Origin of the sequence: Prauserella muralis (assembly GCF_003202285.1) — a bacterium.
Lineage (GTDB): Bacteria > Actinomycetota > Actinomycetes > Mycobacteriales > Pseudonocardiaceae > Prauserella_B > Prauserella_B muralis.
This window is the reverse complement of record NZ_MASW01000001.1, coordinates 1-21,781: the sequence shown is the minus strand read 5'-3', so window position 1 is coordinate 21,781 and position 21,781 is coordinate 1. Positions and strand designations below refer to the sequence as shown.

Here is a 21,781-nt window from a genome sequence, read left to right as displayed (position 1 = left end):
AGGTGCATGACAGACTTCAGGCCATGCGGGAAACCTCGGCACGACTGCTGCGACTGCTCTCCCTCCTGCAGGCTCGACGCGACTGGTCCGGCGCTGAACTGGCCGGGCGCCTGGAGGTCACTCCACGCACCGTGCGCCGCGACGTCGACCGGCTGCGAGACCTCGGCTACCCGGTGCACGCGACCGCGGGCACCGCCGGCTACCGGCTCGGGGCCGGCGCGGACCTGCCGCCGCTCCTGCTCGACGACGACGAGGCCGTCGCCGTCGCGATGGGCCTGCGCACGGCCGCCGGTGGTTCGATCACCGGCATCGAGGAGACCTCGGTGCGCGCACTGGCCAAACTCGAACAGGTACTGCCCTCCCGGCTACGCCACCGGATCAACGCTCTGCAGACGATGACCGTGCCGATGACCAACACCGGCCCCACCGTCGACCCGAGCACCCTCACCGCCGTCGCCGCCGCCTGCCGTGACTCGCAGCGCCTGCGCTTCGACTACCGCACCCATGACGGAACCAGCGCCATGCGCACCACCGAGCCGCACCGGCTCGTGCACGCGGGCCGGCGCTGGTACCTCATCGGCTGGGACCTCGACCGACAGGACTGGCGCACCTACCGTGTGGACCGCCTCGAACCGCGCACGCCCACCGGTCCCCGGTTCACGCCACGCACGCCGCCAGACCCCGACCTCAGCGGCTACACCTCGCGGGCGATCTCCACCGCTGCCTACCGCTACCAAGCCCGATTCACCCTGCATGTCAGCGCGGAAACCGCGGCAGAGCGCATCGCTCCCACCACCGCGACGCTGGAGCCGATCGACGAGCACAGCTGCACCCTGCGAGCCGGATCCAACTCGCTCGACGAGTTGGCCATCTACGTCGTGACCAAGGGGTTCGACTTCCAGGTGCACGAACCCCCGGAACTCGTCGAGCACATCAGGACGCTGACGACCCGCCTCGCCCGCGCGACGGACTAGGACCGCTGCCGGGTCGGGGCCAAAGCGTGACCAGGGTTTGCGCCCCCGGGAGGATTCGAACCTCCGACACCCGCTTTAGGAGAGCGGTGCTCTATCCCCTGAGCTACGAGGGCTGGTGTTGTACCCCGACAGCTTAACCCGTTGCCTCCGGCGAGGGTGAGGCAGACCTTGACTCCGGGCGCGTTGCTCACTGTAATACCCCCACTACCAATGGGTAACTTGAATCGGATGCGGTGATCCCGCTCCGCAGGCAGCCGGAGGCGATCGTGTGATCAAGGTGATGCTTGCCGACGACGAGGAGCTTGTGCGCTCGGGCCTGCGCGCCATGATGTCGGTCGCGCCGGACATCGAGGTCGTCGGCGAGGCCGTCGACGGCCGGTCGGCGGTCGAGATCGCGCGCCGGTCGGCCCCCGACGTCGCGCTGCTGGACATCCGCATGCGCGCTCCGGACGACGGCATCCGGGCGCTCCGCGCACTGCAGGCGCTGCCCGAGCCGCCGGTGGCCGCGATGCTCACCACTTTCGACATCGACGAGTACGTCAGCCTCGCCCTGCGCTTCGGCGCGAACGGATTCCTGCTCAAGGACATCGAGCCCGCCGTGCTGGTGCGGGCGGTGCGCGACCTGGCCCGGGGCGGGGCCGTGCTGGATCCCAGCGTGGCCGCCCGCATGGTCAACGCCCACCGCGACGAGCAGCGTGCCGCCGCCCCCGCGCGCAAGCTGCTCGCCTCGCTCTCCGAACGCGAGCGCGAGGTCGTCGGGCTCATCGGGCAGGGCCTGTCCAACGCCGAGATCGGCGGCACGCTGCACCTGTCCGAGGCCACCGTCAAGGGCTACGTCTCCGCCGTGCTGTCCAAGATCGGCGCCGCCAACCGCGTGCAGGCCGCCCTCCTCGCCTACCGGGGCGGCCTGGTCGACTGAGCGGGTGACGGCGTGGCCACGCGTTAAGGCCCGTCTCAGCTCACCAGGTAAGACTGGTGGCATGCGCATTCTCGTTGTCGACGACGACCGGGCGGTCCGGGAGTCCCTGCGGCGCTCCCTGGAGTTCAACGGTTACCGCGTCGAGGTCGCCAGCGACGGGGCGCAGGCCTTGGAGAAGGTGGCCGCCGACCGGCCGGACGCGATGGTCCTCGACGTCATGATGCCGCGGCTCGACGGGCTGGAGGTGGCGCGACGGCTGCGCAGCACCGGCGACGACCTGCCGATTCTCGTGCTCACGGCACGCGACACCGTCTCCGACCGGGTGTCCGGGCTGGACGCGGGCGCCGACGACTACCTGCCGAAGCCGTTCGCCCTCGAGGAGCTGCTCGCTCGCCTGCGGGCGCTGCTGCGCAGGGCCAACGCCGAGGCGCAGGCCGCCGCACAGGGGTCGGAGACGCTCACCTTCGGCGACCTCAGCCTCGATCCGGGCACCAGGGAGGTCAAGCGCGGTGACCGGTCGATCAGCCTGACCCGCACCGAGTTCGCCCTGCTCGAACTGTTCATGTCCTACCCGAAGCACGTGCTCACGCGGGGCCGGATCCTCGAGGAGGTGTGGGGCTACGACTTTCCGACCTCGGGTAACGCGCTCGAGGTCTACGTCGGCTACCTGCGCCGCAAGACCGAGGCCGACGGCGAGCCGCGGCTGATCCACACGGTGCGTGGCGTGGGCTACGTGCTGCGGGAGACGCCGCCGTGACGGAAGCTCCGACCGCCCCGGGGGGCTCCGTATCCGGGCATCCCGCGGGCGACGGCGCCGGGCCCGCCCCCGGCGGCACCGCGCGGCGGTTCTCCCTGCGTACGCGGGTGATGCTGTTCGCGGCCATCTGCGTCGGCTGTGCGGTGGCGCTCGTGTCGCTCGGCGCCTACCTGACCGTGCGCGGCAACCTCTACCAGCAGTTCGACGACAACCTCATCGAGCGGGCCACCGCCGCCGCCCGCAGCCCCATGGTCAGCGACGAGTTCCAGCGCATCCCGAGCGCCTTCCTGGTGAGCAGCGACATCGAGATCGGCGTGCTCACGGCGACGGGGCGGATGATCCACCCGGACAACAGCAGCCCGCCGCCCTTCGGCGACCGCGAGCTGGCCGTGGCCGTGGGCTCGGCCGAGTCGTCGCTGCGCACGGACCAGGCGACGGACACGCGGGTCATCGCACTGCGGTGGGGTCCGGGCCAGGCGTTGGTGCTCGCGCAGTCGCTCGGCCCGCTGAAGCAGACGCTCGGTGACCTCTCGCTCGTGCTGTTCTTCTTCGGCGGCGCGGGCATCGTCGTGGCCACCGCCGCGGGCACGGCGGTCGCCCGCGCCGCCCTGCGCCCCGTCGAGCGGCTGACCTCGGCCACGGAGCGGGTGGCACGCACCATGGACCTGCGGCCGATCCCGGTCAGTGGTGACGACGAGCTGGCTCGCCTGACGCACAGCTTCAACACCATGCTGGCCGCGGTCGCCGAGTCGCAGGAACGCCAGCGCAGGCTCGTCGCCGACGCGGGTCACGAGCTGAGGACCCCGCTGACGTCGATGCGGACGAACCTCGAGTTGCTGCTCGCCGCCAGCCGCGAGGGCGCGCCGGCGCTGCCGGAGGAGGACCGCAGGGAGATCGAGGCCGACATCCGGGGCCAGCTCGACGAGCTGACCCAGCTCATCGGCGACCTGGTCGAGCTGGCGCGCGAGGACGAGCCGCGCACGGAGGCCGAGCGGGTCGACCTGCTCGACGTCGTGGAGCGCGCGCTCGACCGGGCGCGTCGCAGGGCTGGGGAGATCGAGTTCGAGACCAGCCTCCAGCCGTGGGTGCTCGCCGGCGACCCGGCCGCACTGGAGCGGGCCGTGCTCAACCTGCTGGACAACGCGGTGAAGTTCTCCCCCGAGGGTTCGAAGGTTCGCCTGGCGCTGCGCCAGCTCGGTGACGGCACCGCCGTGGTGGAGGTGGCCGACGCGGGCCCCGGCATCGCCGACGAGGATCTGCCGAAGGTGTTCGACCGGTTCTACCGCTCCTCCGAGGCGCGCACCCTGCCCGGCTCCGGCCTGGGCCTGGCGATCGTCAAGCAGGCCGCCGAACGGCACGGCGGCACCGTCTACGCGGGCCGCAGCCCCGAGGGCGGCGCGTTGATGACCATCCGGCTGCCCGGCCTCCCCGGCTGACCCGGTAGCGAGCAAGGGACCTTTACTCCCGCCAACCGAGAGTAAAGGTCCCTTGCTCCCGCTCCGGGGTGGGCGCAGGGGCGGGGGGATGTTTGTTCGTGTAGGATTTTGTGTAGTTGAGGTGTGGTCGCGGGACGGAGTTAGCGTGCTGGCGCGGCAGCGGCAAGCAGTCATCCTGGAGGAGGCGCGGCGGACCGGAGCGGTCCGGGTGAGCGACCTGGTCCAGCGGCTGGGTGTCTCCGACATGACCGTGCGCCGTGACCTCGACGTCCTCGCCAGCCGGGGGCTGGTGGAGAAGGTCTACGGCGGCGCCACGTCCGTGGCCGCGCCCAGCACCGACGAGCCCGGCTTCGAGGCCAAGTCCGTCCGCCAGCGCGCGCAGAAGGAAGCCATCGCCTCCGTCGCGGCCGGGCTGGTCCGGCCGGGCACGGCCATCGGCATCTCCGCCGGCACCACCACGTGGACCCTGGCCCGCGCGATCGAGGGCATCCCCGACCTGACCGTCGTCACCAATTCCATCCGCGTCGCCGACGTCCTGCGTGGCTCCGGCCGGCACGACCGCACCGTGGTGCTCACCGGCGGCGTCCGCACGCCCTCCGACGCGCTCGTCGGCCCGGTCGCCGTGCACAGCCTGCGCAGCCTGCACCTGGACGTCGTCTTCCTCGGCGTGCACGGCATGGCCGAGGGCCCTGGCTTCACCACGCCGAACCTCACCGAGGGCGAGACCAACCGCGCACTGGTCGAGTCCGGCCGCAGGCTGGTCGTGCTCGCCGACAACACCAAGTGGGGCACCGTCGGCATCTCCACCATCGCCGACCTCGACGAGGCCAGTGTCGTCGTCAGCGACGACGGGCTGCCCGACGACGCGTGCCGTGCCCTGTCCGACCACGTGGGCGAGCTGATGATCGCGCCCGTGAGCAAACCGTCCGGAGTCGACGCGTGAACACGAACAAGACCGTCCGCAAGACCGTTCGCCACCTTGCCGACGGCCGCGAGATCCTGTATTTCGACGACAGCCCCCATCCGCCGCCGCGCGACGCGGTGGACGAGCGCGACCTGCCGACCGTCGCCGCGGCCTCGGAGATCCGCCGCGACCCGCTGACCGGTGAATGGGTCGCCATGGCCGCCCACCGGCAGACCCGCACCTACAAGCCCCCCGCCGACCTGTGCCCGCTGTGCCCCACGCGGCCCGGCAAGCCCAGCGAGGTGCCCGAGCCCGACTACGACGTGGTCGTGTTCGAGAACCGCTTCCCGTCCTTCGCCCAGGCCGTGCACGGCGAGCGCACCACCGTCGACGGCGCGGGCATCGTGCCCCTCGCGCCCGGCAAGGGACGGTGCGAGGTGGTGTGCTTCACCAGTGACCACGACCGCTCGTTCGCCCGGCTGAGCCCCGCCCGCGTGCGCACCGTCGTCGACGTCTGGGCCGACCGCACCGCCGATCTGTCCACACTGGATGGTGTCGAGCAGGTCTTCCCGTTCGAGAACAGGGGAGAGGAGATCGGTGTCACGCTGCACCATCCGCACGGGCAGATCTACGCCTACCCGTTCGTGACGCCCAAGACCGAGCTCATGCTGCGGACGGCGAGCGCCTACCGCGCCGAGCACGGGCGGCACGTGCTGGGCGACGTGCTCGCCGCCGAGCGCCGCTCGGGCAGCCGGATCGTCGCCGAGGGCGGACACTGGACGGCCTTCGTGCCGCCCGCCGCGCGCTGGCCGGTGCAGGTGCTGGTGGTGCCGCACCGTCAGGTCGCAGACCTCACCGAGCTCTCCGCTGTCGAGCGCGACGACTTCGCCGACGTCTACCTGCGCGTGCTGCGCGGCTGCGACGCCCTCTACGGCAGGCCGCTGCCCTACGTCGCGGGCTGGCACCAGGCGCCCGTGCACGGCGACCGCGAGCTCAGCTGGCTGCACCTCGAACTGTTCTCCGTGCTGCGCGCCAAGGACAAACTCAAGTACCTCGCGGGCTCCGAGTCCGGCATGGCGGTGTGGGTGAACGACGCCACACCGGAGCAGATCGCCGAGCGGCTGCGCGCGGCGGCCGAGCCTCTCACGCGGTAACCACAGCAACGGTTCAGGCTGTTCTCAGGCGGGTGTCGCATGATGAGGTCATGACCGAGAACGACCCCAACGCTGCGGACAAGCCCGGAACCCCGCCCTCCGGAACCCCGGAGCAGGGCGGCTGGCCGGCACAGGAGCCGAGCCCGTGGTCGGCGCAGGGCCAGGCGACCCAGCCGGGCCAGACCCCTCAGGGCGGTCAGACGGGCTACGCGTACTCCGGCTACCCGTACCAGCAGGGCCAGGCCGGCTATCCCACAGCCATGTACCCGGTGCAGACCGAGGCCGCGAGACAGGACAAGCAGCGCGGCGGACCGGCCAAGCTGGTCGCCGGGGTCGCGCTCCTCGCGCTGCTGGTCGGCGGCGGCGCCGGTGTCGCAGGCGGGTACCTCGCCGCCGAGAACACCTCCGGCGGAGGCAACACCGTCAACGCGCTCGACACCACCGCACCGGCCAAACAGACCAACAACGCTCCCGAGGGCAGCGTCCAGTCGGTCGCCCAGAAGCTCACCCCGAGCGTGGTGCAGCTGCAGGTTCAGGGCGCGGGCGGCGGCTCGGAAGGGTCCGGCTTCATCATCAGCAGCGACGGCTACATCCTGACGAACAACCACGTCATCGAGAGTGCCGCGCAGGGCGGCAACATCACCGTGGTGTTCCAGAACGGGGACAAGGCCGAGGCCAAGGTGATCGGCCGCGACCCCACCACCGACATCGCCGTCGTGCAGGCCCAGGACGTGCGCGACCTGCCCACCGTGGAGCTGGGTCGCTCCGACGACCTGCAGGTCGGTGAGCAGGTGGTCGCCGTGGGTTCGCCGTTCGAACTGGCCGGCACCGTCACCGCCGGCATCGTCAGCTCGCTGCACCGGCCCGTCACCGCGGGCGGCCAGGGCGACCAGACCACGGTGATGGACGCCATCCAGACCGACGCCGCGATCAACCCCGGCAATTCGGGCGGCCCGCTGGCCAACATGGCCGGGCAGGTCATCGGCATCAACTCGGTGATCTACAGCCCCGGCTCGTCCTCGGGACTCGGCCAGTCGGAGGCAGGCAACGTCGGCATCGGTTTCGCCATCCCGATCGACCAGGCCCGCAGGACCGCCGACGACATCATCAAGTCGGGCCACGCCACGCAGACCTACATCGGCGCCACCGTGGGCGACAGCCCCTCCGGCGGTGCGGCCATCGGCGAGGTCCAGCCCGGCAGCCCCGCGGAGAAGGCCGGACTGAAGGCCGGCGACGTCATCACCAAGATGGACGACCGGGTCATCGACGACGCCAACACGCTCGTCGCCGCGGTCCGCACCAGGGCCCCCGGCGAAAAGGTGACCTTCACCCTGCAGGGCGGCAAGACCATCGAGGTCACCCTCGGCGGCCAGCCGGTGCCCAGCAACTAGCGACACCGCAGACGCTCGGCCGCGGGACGCGGCCGAGACCAGCTCGAGCCGGGGAGACCCGGTGACACCGGCCACGCGCAACCGTGTCCCACCGGTTGCGCGTGGCCTTTTTCGCCTCGCGCCGTTCACGCGTGGGTGAGTTCGGCGAACCAGCGGCGGCCGTGCGGCGCCGACCAGCGCACCGTGAGCCCCGCCCGGCCGGCGGTCTCGTCGACCGCGTCGGCCCCCAGCCAGGCCCAGCGGAACCAGCCGCTTCCGCCGCCGCTGCTGCCCACCCGCACACGTTCCGTGCGCAGGCCCCGCCCCGGCGGCTCCAGCTCCACGACTGCCGTGCCCCCCGCGGCCAGCAGCTCCGCGGCGCGGCGCAGCAGGCGTGCCGGCTCGCCGCCGATGCCGATGTTGCCGTCGGCCAGCAGCAGGTGCCGCCACCGGCCCTGGCCCGGCACGTGGCCGAACACGTCGCGGCGCAGTGCCACCGCGCCCCGCCGCACGGCCAGCCGCACCGCGGTCGGGGAGCTGTCGATGCCCAGCGCGGCCACGCCCCGCTCGCCGAGAGCGGTCGTCAGCCGCCCGGGGCCGCACCCGACATCGAGCGTCGGGCCCGTGCACCGGTCGAGCAGCATCTCGTCGCCGCTGCCGGGGTCGCGCCGCCAGCGTTGGACGGGCAGTTCGATCCGCTCCCCGCCCGGCAGCTCGAGCCAGCACCGCACGCCGAGCAGTCCCGCGTCGAACTCGCCGCTCACCGGGTCACGGCCTGCCACGACACCGCCCGCAGGGCCGCGGCGAACCGGCCGTCCGGCGCGGCGGCGGCCACGAGCTCGGCGTCGGCGATCGTGTCGACGTCACGCAGTCGTGGCGCCTCGCTCAGCCGCAGCCCGGAGCCCTCCAGCGCCGCGCGGGTGCGTGCGGCGGTGTCCCGCCGCGACATGGGCACCCGATCCAGCACCGAGGCCCGCGCCGGGTCACGCAGGCCCAGCGCCCACCAGCCGCCGTCGGCCGCGGGGCCGAGCACGCCGTCGGCGCTGACCAGCTCGTGGGCGACGCTCGCGAGAAGCCGGCCGGTGACCTGCGGGGTGTCCATCCCGATCTGCACCACAGGCAGGCCCGGCAGGGCGGCCGCCGTGTCGGCGTGCGCGTGCGCGAGCCTGGCTCCGAAGCCCTCGCCCCGCTGTGGCAGCACGGTGCACCGCGCCAGCGCCCGTCCCACCTCGTCGCGCCGCGCCGCGGAGTCCAGCGCGCCGGCCAGCGCGATCACCGGGGCGGCGTCCGGCAGCGCGAGCACCGCATCCAGCGTGTCCAGCAGCGACGCGGCGGCCAGGTCGGCGGCCTGCCGCGGTGTCACGGGCGGGCACAGGCGCGTCTTCGCCTCCCCGGGCACCGGCGCCTTCGCGACCACGAGCACGGCGTAGCGGGCGCTCATGCGCGCCAGACCCGGGCCATGTCCCTGGCCGCGCGGGCCGTGCCGCGCAGGGACCCGGACACCTTGGATACGGTCCCGTCGGCGCGCGGACCGTAGGCGACCTCGAATTCCCGCACGCGCCAGCCCGCGTCGGCCGCCCGCACGAGCAGTTCGAGCGGGTAGCCGAAACCACGGTCGGCGACGCCCAGCTCCAGCAGGGCGTCGCGGCGCACGGCCCGCATGGGCGCGATGTCGTGCACGCCGAGTCCACGACCGCGCAGCAGCGCCGAGAGCAGCACGTTGCCCGCCCTGGCGTGCCACGGCCACACCCCGCGGGCCGTCGGCCTCCGCCTGCCCGCTGCCAGCTCCGCCTCGCCCGCGCGGACCGGCTCGGCCAGCCGGGGCAGCTGCGCCGGGTCGAGCGAGCCATCCGCGTCGAGGAAACACACCACGTCCGTGGCGGCCGCTTCGAGCCCGGTGTGGACAGCGGCGCCATACCCGCGGTGTGGCTCGGTGAGCACCGTCGCGCCCAGTTCCGCGGCCACCTCCGGGGAACCGTCGGTGGAGCCGTTGTCCACCACGATCGCCCGGAAACCGGGTGGCAGTGCCCTCAGCACGCACGGCAGGGCGGCCGCCTCGTCGAGACAGGGCAGGATGACGTCGATCGGATCAGCCCTCACCCGATCCAGGCTAGGTCCACGGTGGACAGTCGGAAACCCCGCGACGCTTACGAAATTCTGACGAGCGCGGCAGACCTTACCGAGTTCTGACGGTCTGCTCTACCCGGCTGCGGTCCCGGCTGTGCCGGGCTATCGTGCGGCGGTGGTCGACACCTCCACGGCACCGTCCCCTGCCCGCAGAACGCTGCGCCCGCGCGGTGATCTGCTCGCCGTCGGGCTGGTGGCGCTGCTGGTGGCCGCGGCGATCGTGGTCGGGCACGTGCTCAACCGCCCCGGTTCCGGCGTGGTCCTGTGGGCGAAGGCGGCGCCGTTGTACGGCGGCTGGGTCGAGCACTACGGCCCGGGCACGGTTCCCGCCGTCCTCGTCGCCGCCGCTGTCGTGCTGTGGGGTCCCACGCTGGCGCAGCGGCTCGGGTTCGGGCGGCTGCTCGCCGCCGGTTACCTCGGCGCGCTCGCCTGGATGTTCGCCCTGGCGCTGATCGATGGATGGACCCGCGGGTTCGCCAAGCGGATGGCGACCCCGCACGAGTACCTCCACGAGGTGCCGCGCATCACCGACATCCCGGCGATGCTGGAACAGTTCTCCAGCCGCATCCTCACCAGCACGCCAGGGCACTGGACGACGCACGTCGCCGGGCACCCGCCGGGTGCCACGCTCGTGTTCGTGTGGCTCGACCGGCTCGGGCTCTCGGGGGGCACGTGGGCGGCGGTGTTCTGCGTGGCCGTGGGCGCGCTCGTGGCGGTCGCCGTACCCGGGACGCTGGCCGCGCTGGGCCGCACCGAGGCCGCCAGGGCCTGCTGGCCGTTCGTGGTGCTCTTCCCCGGTGCCGTGTGGATGGCGGTGTCGGCCGACGGCATGTTCGCCGGCATCACCGCGTGTGGCATCGCCCTGCTCGCCTGCGCTGTGCGCTGGTTCGGGCAGGGCCACCGGGCGGCGGTTCCCGCGGCACTCGGGGCGGGGATCATCCTCGGCTTCGGTCTGTTTCTCTCCTACGGGCTGCTGCTGCTCGGTGCCGTCGCGCTCGGGGTGGTCGTGGCGGGCCGCAGCGTGAAGGCGCTGGTCTGGGCCGCGGCCGGGGCGGCCGCGGTGGTGGCGACGTTCGCGCTGTCCGGGTTCTGGTGGCTCGACGGCTACCACCTGGTCGTCGAGCGGTACTACGAGGGCATCGCCTCGCGCAGGCCGTACGCGTACTGGGTCTGGGCCAACATCGCGGCGGTCGCCATCGCGGCCGGGCCTGCCGTGGTGGCGGGTGTGCGCAGGCTCCGCGGGTGGACACCGGTCGTCGCTCTGGCTGGTGCCGCGCTGCTCGCGATCGCGGCCGCCGACCTTTCCGGGCTTTCCAAGGCCGAGGTGGAGCGAATCTGGCTACCGTTCGCGGTGTGGCTGCTGCCCGCCACGGCACTGCTGCCACCCGCGTCGCGCCGGTGGTGGCTCGCGGGACAGGCGGCGACCGCGCTGCTGGTGAACCATCTGGTGCTGACGATCTGGTGAGGGCGTGATGACCGAGCAGGGTGGCCTCGTGCTCGTCGTCGACGACGACGAGACGGTGCGCGACGTGGTGCGGCGGTATCTGGAGGTCTCGGGCTTCACGGTGGAGCTGGCCGGAGACGGCGCCGAGGCGCTGGAGCGGTTCGCCGCGCGGCGGCCGGACCTCGTGGTGCTCGACGTGATGATGCCCGGCATGAGCGGGCTCGACGTGTGCCGCACGCTGCGGCAGAGCAGCGAGGTGCCGGTGGTGATGCTGACCGCGCTCGGCGAGGAGGAGAACCGGATCGCGGGCCTGCAGCTCGGCGCCGACGACTACGTGACCAAGCCGTTCAGCCCGAGGGAGCTGGCGCTGCGGGTGGCCTCGGTGCTGCGCCGCGCCCGGATGACCGCGCTGGAGCCGCCGGGCGCGGCCCTCACCGACGGTGAGCTGCGGCTGGACCCGGCCGCCAGGAGCGCGACGTTGCGCGGGGCGGAGCTGGCGCTGACCGCCCGCGAGTTCGACCTGCTGGCCTTCTTCCTCGCCCACCCCGGCACGGCGTATTCCAGGACCGACCTGCTGGAACGGGTGTGGGGCTGGGACTTCGGCGACCAGTCCACGGTGACCGTCCATGTGCGGCGGCTGCGGGAGAAGATCGAACGCGATCCGGCCAACCCGGAGCGCGTCACGACGGTGTGGGGCGTCGGCTACCGCTACAACCCGGTCGTGGCGTCATGATCGAGCCCGACGAATCCTTCGCGGCGATGCTGGAGCACGCCTGGCACATCCTGCCGGTCGCGCTCCTGTTCGCCATGCCGGTCGCCGTGGCAGGCGGCCTCGTCCTCTACTGGCTGCGGAAGGGCTCGCTGGCCAGCACGCTCACCGTGCTGGTGCTCGTGCCGCTGCTGGCGACGCTCACCGGCGTGCTCGGGGTCAGCGGGTTCATGTTCGACACGGCGCTCACCACGATGCTGCTGGTGTGCGTGCTGGTCGCGCTCGTGACGGTGCCCGCCGCGATCGTGCTCGGCCGGGTGATCGCCCGGCGCAGCGTGTGGGAGCGGGAGGCGCGCGAGCGGGAACGCGCTGCCGAGGCGTCGCGCAGGGAACTCGTGGCGTGGATCAGTCACGACCTGCGGAGCCCGCTCTCGGGCATCCGGGCGATGGCGGAGGCCCTTGCCGACGGTGTGGTCGCCGAGCCGGACGAGGTCGCAGGCTACGCGCAGCGCATCAACGCCGAGGCCACGCGGCTGTCGGTCATGGTGGACGACCTGTTCGAGCTGTCCCGGATCACGGCCGGCGCGCTGCGGCTGAACCTGACGGCGGTGCCGCTGCGCGAGGTCGTGAGCGACGCGCTGGCCGCGCAGACCCCGGTCGCCGAGCGCAAGCGCGTGACGGTGCGCGCGGACGCCAGCGAATGGCCCGTCGTCGCCGGGAGCGACCCGGAGCTGACGCGGATCGTGCGCAACCTCATCTCCAACGCCATCCGGCACACCCCGCCCGACGGCACGGTCGCCGTGCAGATCGGTGTGGACGGCCGCGAGGCGCTGCTCGCCGTGGACGACGGCTGCGGCGGCATCCCCGAGGACGAGATCGGGCGCGTGTTCGACGTCGCCTACCGTGGCACGCAGGCGCGCACCCCCGAGCCCGCGGGGACGTCAGCAGGCGGCGGGCTGGGCCTGGCCATCGTGAAGGGTCTCGTCGAGGCCCACCGCGGCCGCATCGGGGTGCACAACCACGGCCGGGGCTGCCGGTTCGAGGTGCGCCTGCCGCTGGCCGTGCCCTGACGGGGCCGGGCCTGCTCAGGCCGTGACCGGACGCGCCCGGGCCGAGGTGACCGGCTCCCGCAGCGCCGCCGTGGCGAACTCCGCGATGCCCTCGGCGAACCCGGTCCGGGCCGTGAACCCGAGCAGGGTCGACGCCCGGGCGGGGTCGGCCACCACGTGCCGTACGTCGGCCGGGCGCGCACCGCCCACCACCCGTGGCGCTGGACCACCGCAGGCCTCGGCAAGCGCGGTGGCGAGGTCGCCCACGGTGCGCGGTTCGCCGGAGCACACGTTCACCGGCGTCGGCTCACCCGGCGTACCTTCGGCACGCAGCGCCAGCAGGTTCGCCCGCGCCACGTCACCGACGTGCACGAAGTCGCGCAGCTGCCTGCCGTCCTCCAGCACGGTCGGCGCCTCCCCGCGGCGCAGCGCCGAGCGGAACAGCGAGGCCACACCCGCGTACGGGGTGTTCTGCGGCATTCGCGGTCCGTACACGTTGTGGTAGCGCAGTGCCCACACCGTGCCGCCGGTCTGCCTGACCCACGCCGCCGCCAGGTGTTCCTGGGCGAGCTTGGTGGCCGCGTAGGTGCTGCGAGGCCGCAGTGGCGCGTCCTCGGGCACCAGCTCCCAGCCGAGCGGCCGGCCGCACTCCGGGCATCCGGGATCGAAGCGCCCGGCGTCCACATCGGATCGCCGCCGGGCCGCGGGCGGCACGATGCCGTGCCGTGCACACGCGTACCTGCCCTCGCCGTACACCACCATCGACGACGCCAGCACGAGCTTGCGCACGCCCGCCTCGAACATCGCCGCGAGCAGCACGGCTGTGCCGTAGTCGTTGTGCCAGGCGTAGGACGGCGCGTCGCCCGGATCCACGCCGTGCCCCACGACCGCCGCCTGATGGCAGACGGCGTCGACCCCGGTGAGCAGCTCCCGCAGCAGCGCGCCGTCGGTGACCTCTCCGTGGACGAACCTGTGGGCGCCGGTGTAACCGGGCGCTGCGCCGTCTCCGTGGGCCGTGGGCACCAGCCCGTCGAGGATGATGGGCTCGCAGCCGGACTCGGCGAGCAGGTCGGCGACGTGGGATCCGATGAACCCGGCTCCGCCGGTGACGAGAACGCGCACGGAGCCGACGTTAGGCCCGGTCAGCCGGACCCGCAGCCCGGCGGGAGCGGCCGTAAGCGTTCGGTCACATCTGTCGTCTCACCTCCCCTGTGCCGCCGCGATCCTGCGTGACGGCTCCACTACGGTGTTGCTCATGGAACGGAGTGCACAGCGGCTCGGCCGCGCTCTCGTGGTGATCGTCGACGACCGTGCGGCCCAGGGTGAGAACGAGGACACCGCGGGTCCGCTCGTGACCGAGCTCCTGGAGGAGAACGGCTTCATCGTCGACGGCACGGTGGTGGTTCGCGCGGACACGGTGGAGATCCGCAACGCGCTCAACACGGCCGTCATCGGCGGGGTGGACCTGGTCATCACCGTCGGGGCCACCGGCGTCTCGCCCAGGGACGTCACCCCGGACGCCACGGCGGGCGTGCTCGACCGGCCCATCCCCGGCATCGGCGAGGCCATCCGTTCCTCGGGCCTTGCCGCGGGCGCCGTCGACGCGGGCATCTCGCGCGGGCTCGTCGGCGTCTCCGGCAGCACCCTTGTGGTCAACCTGGCGGGCTCGCGGGCCGCGGTCCGCGACGGCATGGCCACCCTCTCCTCACTCGTGCCGCACGTCATCGACGAGCTGTCCGGCCTCGACGAGAGCTGAGGACCGCGCCGGATGACCAGCGACCGGAGGGACCAACGCGGGCGCGACGACGAGCCCGCGCGGCCCTCCCGCCGTCCGGACAGGACCAGCCTCGACGACGTCTTCGGCGACGTGCTGCCCGACACCACGTCGGACGAGCGCGGGCCCGCTCCGGACCGGCGGGCCACCGACGACTGGTACCTGGAGAACCGCCCGCCCCACCACGGCGGCTGAACGGGCGAACCCCCGGCACGCTCAGTCCCGGACGCGCTGTTCGCGCAGCAGGTCCCTGATCTCGGTGAGCAGTTCGACGTCCGTCGGCTCCGCGGGACCCGGCTCCTCGCCGCGCTTGCGACGATCCTGCAGCTTCTGCAACGGCAGCACGAAGGCGAAGTACACGACCGCGGCGATGATGACGAAGTTGATCGCCGCGTTGATGACGTTGCCGAAGTCGAGGAACGTCGAGTCGTTGCCGCTCAGCAGGTTGAAGCCGAGCCCGTTGGCCGCGTCCGAACCGCCGATCGCGTTGATCAACGGCTGGATCAACCCTTCCGTGAACGCCGTGACGATCGCCGTGAACGCGGTGCCGATCACCACGGCCACCGCGAGCTCCACGACGTTGCCCCGCATCAGGAAGTCCTTGAAGCCCTTCAGCACACGCACTCCTCTCCACAAAGGACACCGGCAGCCCCGGCGCTAGCGGAGGGTAACGGTCAGAGGTTGCGCGAGTGAAACCGCCGCCAGCGTGGCGGCATCGTCGGCGGGCACGGCCAGGAGCACGAGCGGGCCCTCGTCCCCGGACGCGGGGCCGGCCCTCGCGGCTGGCGCGCCGTCCACCACCGTGAGCACGGTGGCGGCGCCGCCCAGCACCTGATCGCCCTGCTCGGCGGCATCGAGCGTGACCACATGGACCTCGGTGCCAGCGTGCAGCAGGCGTGCGACGCCGGGATCGGCGAGCCGGACCGGCACGGTCGTGGTACCCGGTGGCGCCGACCGTGGGCCGAGCAGCCGGGCATCGGACAGGAGTTCACCCGTACGGGCGAGGCCGGCGAGTGTGCGGCCCTCGACCGCGGTGGGATCGGTCAGCGCGCCTGCCGGGCGCAGCGACCGCGGCACCTGGATGATCTTGACGTCGGACCGGGTCAGCGTGGCGCCGAGCGGCAGATCTCGCGTGGCGGCGAGCGCCGGAGCACGGGGTTCGCCGCCAGCTGCAGCGGGATGGGCCGCGAGCACGGCCGCGGCCAGTAATAGGACGACAGCGAGCGCCCTGCGTGCGAGCGTGGCCGGATGGCCGCGGCGCAGTGGCAGGAAACGGTGTTGCCCACGGTGTCGGCGCGGCGAGTCGTTCATCGCTTCCCCCTCGTCGGCTGAGCGAGGGCGGACTGTCCGCTCCTCGCTCAGCCGACGCTAGGAGTGCCGATGTGAGCCGGGAAAGCGACGAACCGCAGACCTGTGGACAACCGGGGGCCTGTGGACAACTCCGGGATCAGGACGCCGCCGCGCTCGCGGTGGTGCTAGACGTGGAGGAGGTCGACGACGAACCGGAGTCGGAGGACCCGGAGGAACTGGAGGTGGTGCTGGACGACGAGTCCGACTTCGCCGAGCTGTCCTCGCTCTTGGCGGAGCCGTTCGAGCTGGCGGAGGAGCTCGACGACTTCTTGTCGGAGCGCGAGTCGGTGCGGTAGAAGCCGCTGCCCTTGAAGATGACGCCGACGGATCCGAACAGCTTGCGGAGCCGGCCGTGGCATTCGGGGCACTCGGTCAAGCTCGGGTCAGAGAAAGACTGGACCACCTCGAACTGGTGGTCGCACTCCTTGCAGGCGTACTGGTAGGTCGGCACAGGGGCTCCTTCAGGCGTTGGCACTCGACTCCTAAGAGTGCTAACCCAATTTTGCGGGATGACATTCCCTTCGCGCAATCGAGGTGGATCTCACATCTGATCAGGCGGTGGCGCCGTCGCCGGCCAGGCGGACCACGCCGTACCCGGGGGTGAGGGCGGCCGTCATCCGCACGTCGTGGGGGTCGGCGGGCAGTCGTTCCACCAGCTCGTCGTCGCGTACCGCGGCCATCAGCTCCGTGCCCGGCGACGCCAGTACCAGCGACCGGTCGTAGTAGCCGCCGCCACGGCCGAGCCGCACGCCGCGCCGGTCGACACCGAGCGCGGGTACGAGAACGAGCCCAGCCTCGGCCACCCCGGCCGGCCCGAGCCGGGGTCCGGAGGGCTCCAGCACGCCCCGGTAGGGGCCCGCGACGAGAGAGGAGGTGCCCGTGTACTCGGCCCAGTCCAGCGGGCCCGGCGTGTCCGGAATCACCGGAAGCAACACCCGCGCGCCCCCGGAACGGAGCACGTCGAGCAGGGCGATCGAGCCGGGTTCCGGCCCGAACGGCACGTAACAGCACACGGTGAGTCCGGCACGTTCCGTCACCAGTCCGGCCGCGGTGTCGGCCAGTGCGCGGGCCTCGACCACCTGCTGCTGGGCGGTGATCGCGCTCCTGCCCGCCGTCAGCCGAGCCCGCCATTGCCTCTTGTCGAGCTGGTCGGTGGCACCCCCGGGTGTGTCCGAGCCCTCCGGTGGTCTGTCATTGCCTGTCTCACCCATCGGACCAGGCTAGGCTTTGCGGCCATGACGGGCGCTACGAGTGACGAGACGTTCCGAACCGCCATCGTTCCGGCCGCCGGCCTCGGCACCAGATTCCTGCCGACCACGAAGGCCGTGCCGAAGGAACTGCTGCCGGTGGTGGACACGCCGGGCATCGAGCTGGTCGCGGCCGAGGCTGCCGAGGCCGGCGCCAAGCGCATGGTGATCGTCACGTCGCCGGAGAAGAAGTCGGTCGTCGACTACTTCCAGCGGCAGCCGGAGCTGGAGGACACGCTCGAGCGCAAGGGCAAGAGCGCGCTGGTGGAGAAGGTCCGCCGCGGCCCCGGCCTGCTGGACGTCGAGGTCGCCATCCAGGAGCAGGCGCTCGGGCTCGGCCACGCCGTCGCGCAGGCGGAGCCGAACCTGACCGACGAGGACACCGCGGTCGCCGTGCTGCTGCCCGACGACCTCGTGCTGCCCACCGGCGTGCTCAAGCGGATGGCCGCCGTCCGGGCCCGCCACGGCGGCAGCGTGCTGTGCGCGTTCGACATCCCGAAGGAGCAGATCTCGCCCTACGGCGTGTTCGACGTGTCCGGCACCGATGACGAGGACGTCAAGCGGGTGCACGGCATGGTCGAAAAGCCGGCGCCCGAAGAAGCGCCCTCGACGTTCGCGGCGGCGGGCCGGTACCTGCTCGACCGGGCGGTCTTCGACGCGCTCGGCAGGATCACACCGGGCTCGGGCGGGGAACTGCAGCTCACCGACGCCGTGGCCCTGCTGATCCAGGAAGGGCACCCGGTGCACATCGTCGTCCACCGCGGCGGCAGGCACGACCTCGGCAACCCGGGCGGGTTCCTGCGGGCGGCCGTGGACTTCGCGCTGAGTGACCCGGACTACGGCCCGGCGCTGCGCGACTGGTTGACCGAACGAATCGAGAACTCCGACTCATGACCGAGCGCGATCCGACCACCGCCGAGGCCCCGGAGGCGACCGACTTCCGGTCGGTCGAGGCGCAGGTCGCCCTCACGCTGGATGCCGCGGTCAGGCCGCGCCCGGTGCGGGTGGCGATCTCCGAGGCGCAGGGGCTGCTCTGCGCGGAGGAGGTCGTCGCCGAACACGCCCTGCCGGGCTTCGACCAGGCCGCGGTGGACGGCTACGCGGTCCGCAGCGTCGATGTCCGCACGGCGGGGCAGGAGCCGGTGCAGCTGCCGGTCGTCGGGGAGATCCCGGCGGGGTCCCGGCAGCCGCGCAGGCTGCAGCCCGGCCAGGCGGTGCGGGTGGCGACCGGCGCGCCGCTGCCGACGCTCGCCGACGCCGTGGTGCCCACGGCCTTCACCGACGGGCACCAGGCCAAGGTCACCGTGCATCGCGCGGTGCCCTCGGCCGGATACGTGCGCCGTACCGGCGAGGACGTCCAGATCGGCGACGTCGCCGTGCGCACCGGCGACACGATCGGCGCCGCACAGGTCGGCCTCCTGGCTGCGGTCGGCAGGTCGAAGGTGCTGGTCTACCCGCGTCCGAGGGTGTCCATCATCTCCGTCGGCGACGAGCTGGTGGACGTCGACCGCACGCCGTCGGTCGGCCAGGTCTACGACGTCAACTCCTATGCGCTGGCCGCCGCGGCCCGCGACGCGGGCGCCGAGGTCAGCAGGGTCGGCATCGTGCCGCTGGATCCCAAGCGTCTGCGGGAGACCGTCGAGGGCAGGCTGCTGATGTCCGAGGTCGTCGTGGTGGCCGGTGGCGCGGGCGGCAGCGTCGGCGACGAGGTGCACGCCGCGCTGGCCGACCTCGGCGAGATCGACCTCGCCCGCGTCGCGATGCATCCCGGTTCGGTGCAGGGCTTCGGCAGGCTCGGCCCGGATTCGGTGCCGACGTTTCTGATCCCGGCGAATCCCATGAGCGCCCTCGTGGTGTTCGAGGTGCTGATCCGGCCGCTGATCAGGGCGGCGAGGGGCACCCGCAACCCGCACCGACGGATCGTCGAAGCCCGCCTGCTGTCCCCGATCACCTCGACCAAGGGCCGCCGCGGGTTCCTGCGGGGGCAGTTGCTGCGCGACGAGAGCAACGGCGAGTACCTCGTGCAGCCGCTGGGCACGTCGGGCGCACATCTGCTCGCCTCTCTTGCCGAGGCGAACTGCCTGATCAACGTGGACGAGGACCTTGTCGAGGTCGCGGCGGGAGAGCAGGTCAAGGTGACGTTCCTGGCTCAGCGCGCGTAGCGGTCGCGATGGCCTCGCAGGTGTACGGCGCGGCGTACGGTGCCGAGCCCCGTCATCCCGGCTGGCCGGCGAAGCTCGGTCCGCTCGTGGTCCGAGCCGGGACCGTCGCGCTCCGCGCCGTCCGCCTGCGCGACGGCGGCGAGTGGAGCCGGATCCGGCTGCGCGACCGCGAGTACCTCGAGAAGTGGGAACCAACCGCGCCCGGACCGTGGGCCGAGCGCAACGCGCAGTGGTCGTGGCCTGCCCAGTGGGCCTCGTTGCGTGCGCTGGCCCGGCGCGGGCAGTGCCTGCCGTTCGTGATCACCGTGGACGGGGCGTTCGCCGGGCAGATCACCATCGGCAACGTCATCCGGGCCTCGCTGCGCTCGGCCTGGGTGGGTTACTGGGTGTCGTCCGAGCTGGCCGGGGGAGGCGTCGCGACGGCGGCGGTGGCGCTGGTGACCGACCACGCCTTCGCGGCCGCCGGTCTGCACCGGCTGGAGGCGACCGTCCGCCCGGAGAATGGTGCGAGCCTGCGTGTGCTCAGAAAGGCCGGATACCGGCAGGAAGGGTTGTTCCTGCGTTATCTCGACGTCGCCGGGGACTGGCGTGACCACCTCAGTTTCGCCATCACAGCAGAGGAAACCGGCGCAGGTCTGGCCGAGAAACTCGTCGCGGAGGGGCTGGCCCACCGCCCGAATCCGCGTTAACACCGCGTGAGTTTTTCCCCTGATTTAGTGAACGTTTTCGCGGATCCACCCGGCGAGCCTCCGGGTTTTCTGTTACTCCTGTGACTAGCGTGACGACAGTCAGAGTGAGAACGGGAGTGGGGCGGCCACCTGAGACGACCTCGGCCGCGCGGTTCCACGACGACGGAGAGCAGTAGTCGGGGGAGGTGACGGGAGATGCCCAGCTCGTTGATCATCGTGGCGCTCGCCGCGGCCTGGCTTGTCGTCCTCGTTCCCATGATCGCGCGTAAGCGCCAGGAAGTAACGCAGACCACCGATTCGGCCCTGGCCGCCCGGGTCGTGCGGAGCGGGAGTGCGCGCAGCGAGAGGCGGAAGGAGTTCGCCGTGTCCCGAGACACGATGCCAGCCGACGAGCTGCCCGACGAGGACGAGGACCTGATCGACTCCGACTACGACGAGGACCTCGACGACGAGTTCGACGAGCCGGAGCCGGAGCCGGAGCCGGAGCGCCACCCCGAGCCCGGGCGCGAGCCGGTCGCCGAGGAGGGCCCCGCCCGCCCGTACCGGCCTGGCCGCGGTGGGTTCGACCCCGAGGCCGCGGAGATCGCCGCGCGCGCCAAGTACGCCTTCCGGCAGCGGGTCGTGCTCGGTCTGTTGCTGGTCGTCGTGGTGACCGCCGTCGTCGCCGGGTTCGTGCTGCCCGTGGTGTGGTGGGCGCACGGTCTCGTCGACGTCTGCCTGATCGGCTACCTCGGCTACCTGCGCAGGCAGGTGCGGATCGAGGAGGAGATCCGCCAGCGCAGGCTCGCGCGGCTCAACAGCGCGACGCAGACCCGCCGCGCGCCGCGCCGCCCCGAGCCGGTGGAGGACATCGAGGTCAAGACCCCGCCGCCGCGCAGCGTCGTGGGCGCCGAGCGCAAGCCCGTGCCGACCTCCCGAATCCGCAGGTCCGCCGTGGTGGTCGATCTGGAGGACGAGGACCCGGCCTTCCACGAGCTGGACGACCCCGGCCAGCTGCCGTATCGCAGGGCGGCCGGGGAGTAGGACCCCCCGCTCGATGGGCATGGCATGATTGCTATGCTCATCGAGCAACCAGCAAGGGGCTGTAGCGCAGTTGGTAGCGCGTCTCGTTCGCATCGAGAAGGTCAGGGGTTCGATTCCCCTCAGCTCCACCCTAGGGGTCTTACTAGAACAAGTGCCTGAATGAAGGCCACGAAGTAGGACCGCGACGCCTGAAGGCGAGCAAGGACCACCCGCATTGCGGGTGGTCCTTTTGATTGTGCCCTCCGCGCTGGTTGCTGCGGTCCGCTGACCTTGGATGGCGTGGAGCTCGGCGAAGGGCTCACGGAGCTCACCCTCTGTGATCTTGTCGTCCTCGATGTAGAGGGTGTGGAAGATAGCTTGGTTGAGTAGGCGGCGCTGTTGGTCGTTGCAGCGTCGGTACAGCTGGTCGGGCTGTTCGAGGAGGGCAAGGCCGGCGTTGACGAGCTGGGCGCTGTCGGTGAGGTCGGCGTTGGCTGTGTGCAGGCGCTCCTCCAGCCGGCGGCGCTCGCGGGCGATGTCGCGCAGCTTCTCCTTGACTTTGGTCTGCGGCAGCGTGCTGTCGGCTGCGAGGTCGATCAAGTTCTCCTCCTTCGTGTCGAGTTCCTTGAGTTGTGCGGTGATCTGCTTGCGTAGCAGGCGTGCGGACTTTTCCTGCTCGCCGAGCACGGCATCGATCTGGTCGCGCATGTCAGT

25 protein-coding genes and 2 tRNA genes are annotated in these 21,781 nt (G+C 72.1%); 18 read left to right on the top strand and 9 right to left on the bottom strand.

The genetic code is table 11. The annotated features are described in order from the left end of the window. Positions 1–23 precede the first annotated feature (23 nt). Positions 24–974, top strand: coding sequence for a helix-turn-helix transcriptional regulator (locus BAY60_RS00860; RefSeq protein WP_112278909.1), 951 nt, complete (start codon positions 24–26; stop codon positions 972–974). Positions 975–1,014: 40 nt separating this feature from the next. Here the strand turns inward: BAY60_RS00860 and BAY60_RS00855 are convergent. Next, positions 1,015–1,087: transfer RNA gene (locus BAY60_RS00855), tRNA-Arg, on the bottom strand. A gap of 155 nt (positions 1,088–1,242) precedes the next feature. On the opposite strand from BAY60_RS00855, the gene BAY60_RS00850 reads away from it, so the two are divergent. From BAY60_RS00850 to BAY60_RS00825, 6 genes are all read left to right on the top strand, one after another. Then, positions 1,243–1,893, top strand: coding sequence for a response regulator (locus tag BAY60_RS00850; protein WP_112278908.1), 651 nt, complete (start codon positions 1,243–1,245; stop codon positions 1,891–1,893). A 61-nt stretch (positions 1,894–1,954) separates the two neighbouring features. Beyond that, positions 1,955–2,650, top strand: a complete 696-nt coding sequence (locus BAY60_RS00845) for a response regulator transcription factor (protein WP_112278907.1) — start codon at positions 1,955–1,957, stop codon at positions 2,648–2,650. 110 nt (positions 2,651–2,760) lie between these two features. After that, positions 2,761–4,086, top strand: coding sequence for a sensor histidine kinase (locus tag BAY60_RS00840; protein WP_112280625.1), 1,326 nt, complete (start codon positions 2,761–2,763; stop codon positions 4,084–4,086). A 145-nt stretch (positions 4,087–4,231) separates the two neighbouring features. After that, a complete protein-coding gene (locus BAY60_RS00835; RefSeq protein ID WP_112278906.1) occupies positions 4,232–5,029 on the top strand; it encodes a DeoR/GlpR family DNA-binding transcription regulator in 798 nt (265 codons plus the stop codon). Next, complete coding sequence (galT, locus tag BAY60_RS00830) at positions 5,026–6,144, top strand: galactose-1-phosphate uridylyltransferase (protein WP_112278905.1); 1,119 nt, start codon at positions 5,026–5,028, stop codon at positions 6,142–6,144. Before BAY60_RS00835 ends, galT begins: the two co-directional genes overlap by 4 nt. Positions 6,145–6,194: 50 nt before the next feature. Continuing rightward, positions 6,195–7,535, top strand: coding sequence for a S1C family serine protease (locus tag BAY60_RS00825; RefSeq protein ID WP_112278904.1), 1,341 nt, complete (start codon positions 6,195–6,197; stop codon positions 7,533–7,535). Positions 7,536–7,660: 125 nt separating this feature from the next. On the opposite strand, the gene BAY60_RS00820 is transcribed toward BAY60_RS00825, so the two are convergent. Genes BAY60_RS00820 through BAY60_RS00810 form a run of 3 tightly spaced genes read right to left on the bottom strand, consistent with a single transcriptional unit; the run spans position 7,661 to position 9,599 of the window. After that, the gene (locus BAY60_RS00820; protein ID WP_245992245.1) at positions 7,661–8,296 is read right to left on the bottom strand and encodes a class I SAM-dependent methyltransferase; all 636 of its coding nucleotides are present in this window, start codon (positions 8,294–8,296) and stop codon (positions 7,661–7,663) included. After that, entirely contained in the window at positions 8,275–8,955 is a 681-nt protein-coding gene (locus tag BAY60_RS00815) for a TIGR04282 family arsenosugar biosynthesis glycosyltransferase (RefSeq protein ID WP_112278903.1), read from the bottom strand. Before BAY60_RS00815 ends, BAY60_RS00820 begins: the two co-directional genes overlap by 22 nt. Further along, positions 8,952–9,599, bottom strand: a complete 648-nt coding sequence (locus tag BAY60_RS00810; protein ID WP_112280623.1) for a glycosyltransferase family 2 protein — start codon at positions 9,597–9,599, stop codon at positions 8,952–8,954. Before BAY60_RS00810 ends, BAY60_RS00815 begins: the two co-directional genes overlap by 4 nt. 157 nt (positions 9,600–9,756) lie before the next feature. Here BAY60_RS00810 and BAY60_RS00805 point away from each other — a divergent pair, with 157 nt between their 5' ends. The 3 genes from BAY60_RS00805 to BAY60_RS00795 are packed head-to-tail and all read left to right on the top strand — an operon-like array spanning position 9,757 to position 12,864. Beyond that, positions 9,757–11,106 (top strand): hypothetical protein, encoded by a 1,350-nt coding sequence (locus tag BAY60_RS00805; protein WP_170160290.1) that lies wholly within the window; start codon positions 9,757–9,759, stop codon positions 11,104–11,106. Between the two features lie 7 nt (positions 11,107–11,113). Further along, entirely contained in the window at positions 11,114–11,818 is a 705-nt protein-coding gene (locus BAY60_RS00800; protein ID WP_112278902.1) for a response regulator transcription factor, read from the top strand. Continuing rightward, positions 11,815–12,864, top strand: a complete 1,050-nt coding sequence (locus tag BAY60_RS00795) for a sensor histidine kinase (protein WP_112278901.1) — start codon at positions 11,815–11,817, stop codon at positions 12,862–12,864. Before BAY60_RS00800 ends, BAY60_RS00795 begins: the two co-directional genes overlap by 4 nt. Positions 12,865–12,879: 15 nt before the next feature. On the opposite strand, the gene BAY60_RS00790 is transcribed toward BAY60_RS00795, so the two are convergent. Beyond that, positions 12,880–13,965, bottom strand: a complete 1,086-nt coding sequence (locus tag BAY60_RS00790) for an NAD-dependent epimerase/dehydratase family protein (RefSeq protein WP_112278900.1) — start codon at positions 13,963–13,965, stop codon at positions 12,880–12,882. A gap of 133 nt (positions 13,966–14,098) precedes the next feature. Between BAY60_RS00790 and BAY60_RS00785 the strand changes: the two genes are divergently transcribed. Further along, positions 14,099–14,599: a MogA/MoaB family molybdenum cofactor biosynthesis protein gene (locus BAY60_RS00785; protein WP_112278899.1), complete on the top strand. Its 501-nt coding sequence runs from the start codon at positions 14,099–14,101 to the stop codon at positions 14,597–14,599. Positions 14,600–14,611: 12 nt separating this feature from the next. Then, positions 14,612–14,812: a hypothetical protein gene (locus BAY60_RS00780; protein WP_112278898.1), complete on the top strand. Its 201-nt coding sequence runs from the start codon at positions 14,612–14,614 to the stop codon at positions 14,810–14,812. Between the two features lie 21 nt (positions 14,813–14,833). Here the strand turns inward: BAY60_RS00780 and mscL are convergent, their stop codons facing one another. From mscL to BAY60_RS00760, 4 genes are all read right to left on the bottom strand, one after another. Next, entirely contained in the window at positions 14,834–15,235 is a 402-nt protein-coding gene (mscL, locus tag BAY60_RS00775) for a large-conductance mechanosensitive channel protein MscL (protein ID WP_112278897.1), read from the bottom strand. A gap of 39 nt (positions 15,236–15,274) precedes the next feature. Next, positions 15,275–15,928, bottom strand: a complete 654-nt coding sequence (locus BAY60_RS00770; RefSeq protein ID WP_112278896.1) for an SAF domain-containing protein — start codon at positions 15,926–15,928, stop codon at positions 15,275–15,277. A 136-nt stretch (positions 15,929–16,064) separates the two neighbouring features. Next, positions 16,065–16,418 carry an FmdB family zinc ribbon protein gene (locus BAY60_RS00765; protein WP_112278895.1) on the bottom strand — a complete coding sequence of 118 codons (354 nt, stop codon included), beginning with the start codon at positions 16,416–16,418 and terminating at the stop codon, positions 16,065–16,067. A 100-nt stretch (positions 16,419–16,518) separates the two neighbouring features. Then, positions 16,519–17,178: a 5-formyltetrahydrofolate cyclo-ligase gene (locus BAY60_RS00760; protein ID WP_112278894.1), complete on the bottom strand. Its 660-nt coding sequence runs from the start codon at positions 17,176–17,178 to the stop codon at positions 16,519–16,521. A 24-nt stretch (positions 17,179–17,202) separates the two neighbouring features. Here BAY60_RS00760 and BAY60_RS00755 point away from each other — a divergent pair, with 24 nt between their 5' ends. The 6 genes from BAY60_RS00755 (at position 17,203) to BAY60_RS36965 (ending at position 21,721) form a co-directional block, all read left to right on the top strand. Next, positions 17,203–18,108, top strand: coding sequence for a UTP--glucose-1-phosphate uridylyltransferase (locus BAY60_RS00755; protein WP_112278893.1), 906 nt, complete (start codon positions 17,203–17,205; stop codon positions 18,106–18,108). Continuing rightward, complete coding sequence (gene glp, locus BAY60_RS00750; protein ID WP_112278892.1) at positions 18,105–19,376, top strand: molybdotransferase-like divisome protein Glp; 1,272 nt, start codon at positions 18,105–18,107, stop codon at positions 19,374–19,376. The genes BAY60_RS00755 and glp overlap by 4 nt, the downstream gene beginning before the upstream one ends. Before the next feature lie 8 nt (positions 19,377–19,384). Then, positions 19,385–20,065, top strand: a complete 681-nt coding sequence (locus BAY60_RS00745) for a GNAT family N-acetyltransferase (RefSeq protein ID WP_112278891.1) — start codon at positions 19,385–19,387, stop codon at positions 20,063–20,065. A 195-nt stretch (positions 20,066–20,260) separates the two neighbouring features. Then, positions 20,261–21,088 carry a divisome protein SepX/GlpR gene (sepX, locus tag BAY60_RS00740; RefSeq protein WP_112278890.1) on the top strand — a complete coding sequence of 276 codons (828 nt, stop codon included), beginning with the start codon at positions 20,261–20,263 and terminating at the stop codon, positions 21,086–21,088. Between the two features lie 55 nt (positions 21,089–21,143). Further along, positions 21,144–21,216, top strand: a tRNA-Ala gene (locus tag BAY60_RS00735). Positions 21,217–21,466: 250 nt separating this feature from the next. Further along, a complete protein-coding gene (locus BAY60_RS36965; RefSeq protein ID WP_170160289.1) occupies positions 21,467–21,721 on the top strand; it encodes a hypothetical protein in 255 nt (84 codons plus the stop codon). Positions 21,722–21,781 lie beyond the last annotated feature (60 nt).

What these genes read in the sequence shown, in the direction of transcription:
- BAY60_RS00860 (WP_112278909.1), top strand. Translation starts at nt 24, where the DNA reads ATGCGGGAAACCTCGGCACGACTGCTGCGACTGCTCTCCCTCCTGCAG.
- BAY60_RS00845 (WP_112278907.1), top strand. Translation starts at nt 1,955, where the DNA reads ATGCGCATTCTCGTTGTCGACGACGACCGGGCGGTCCGGGAGTCCCTG.
- BAY60_RS00840 (WP_112280625.1), top strand. Translation starts at nt 2,761, where the DNA reads ATGCTGTTCGCGGCCATCTGCGTCGGCTGTGCGGTGGCGCTCGTGTCG.
- BAY60_RS00825 (WP_112278904.1), top strand. Translation starts at nt 6,195, where the DNA reads ATGACCGAGAACGACCCCAACGCTGCGGACAAGCCCGGAACCCCGCCC.
- BAY60_RS00815 (WP_112278903.1), bottom strand. Translation starts at nt 8,955, where the DNA reads ATGAGCGCCCGCTACGCCGTGCTCGTGGTCGCGAAGGCGCCGGTGCCC.
- BAY60_RS00800 (WP_112278902.1), top strand. Translation starts at nt 11,114, where the DNA reads ATGACCGAGCAGGGTGGCCTCGTGCTCGTCGTCGACGACGACGAGACG.
- BAY60_RS00795 (WP_112278901.1), top strand. Translation starts at nt 11,815, where the DNA reads ATGATCGAGCCCGACGAATCCTTCGCGGCGATGCTGGAGCACGCCTGG.
- BAY60_RS00785 (WP_112278899.1), top strand. Translation starts at nt 14,099, where the DNA reads ATGGAACGGAGTGCACAGCGGCTCGGCCGCGCTCTCGTGGTGATCGTC.
- BAY60_RS00780 (WP_112278898.1), top strand. Translation starts at nt 14,612, where the DNA reads ATGACCAGCGACCGGAGGGACCAACGCGGGCGCGACGACGAGCCCGCG.
- BAY60_RS00770 (WP_112278896.1), bottom strand. Translation starts at nt 15,928, where the DNA reads ATGAACGACTCGCCGCGCCGACACCGTGGGCAACACCGTTTCCTGCCA.
- BAY60_RS00760 (WP_112278894.1), bottom strand. Translation starts at nt 17,178, where the DNA reads ATGGGTGAGACAGGCAATGACAGACCACCGGAGGGCTCGGACACACCC.
- BAY60_RS00755 (WP_112278893.1), top strand. Translation starts at nt 17,203, where the DNA reads ATGACGGGCGCTACGAGTGACGAGACGTTCCGAACCGCCATCGTTCCG.
- glp (WP_112278892.1), top strand. Translation starts at nt 18,105, where the DNA reads ATGACCGAGCGCGATCCGACCACCGCCGAGGCCCCGGAGGCGACCGAC.
- BAY60_RS00745 (WP_112278891.1), top strand. Translation starts at nt 19,385, where the DNA reads ATGGCCTCGCAGGTGTACGGCGCGGCGTACGGTGCCGAGCCCCGTCAT.
- sepX (WP_112278890.1), top strand. Translation starts at nt 20,261, where the DNA reads ATGCCCAGCTCGTTGATCATCGTGGCGCTCGCCGCGGCCTGGCTTGTC.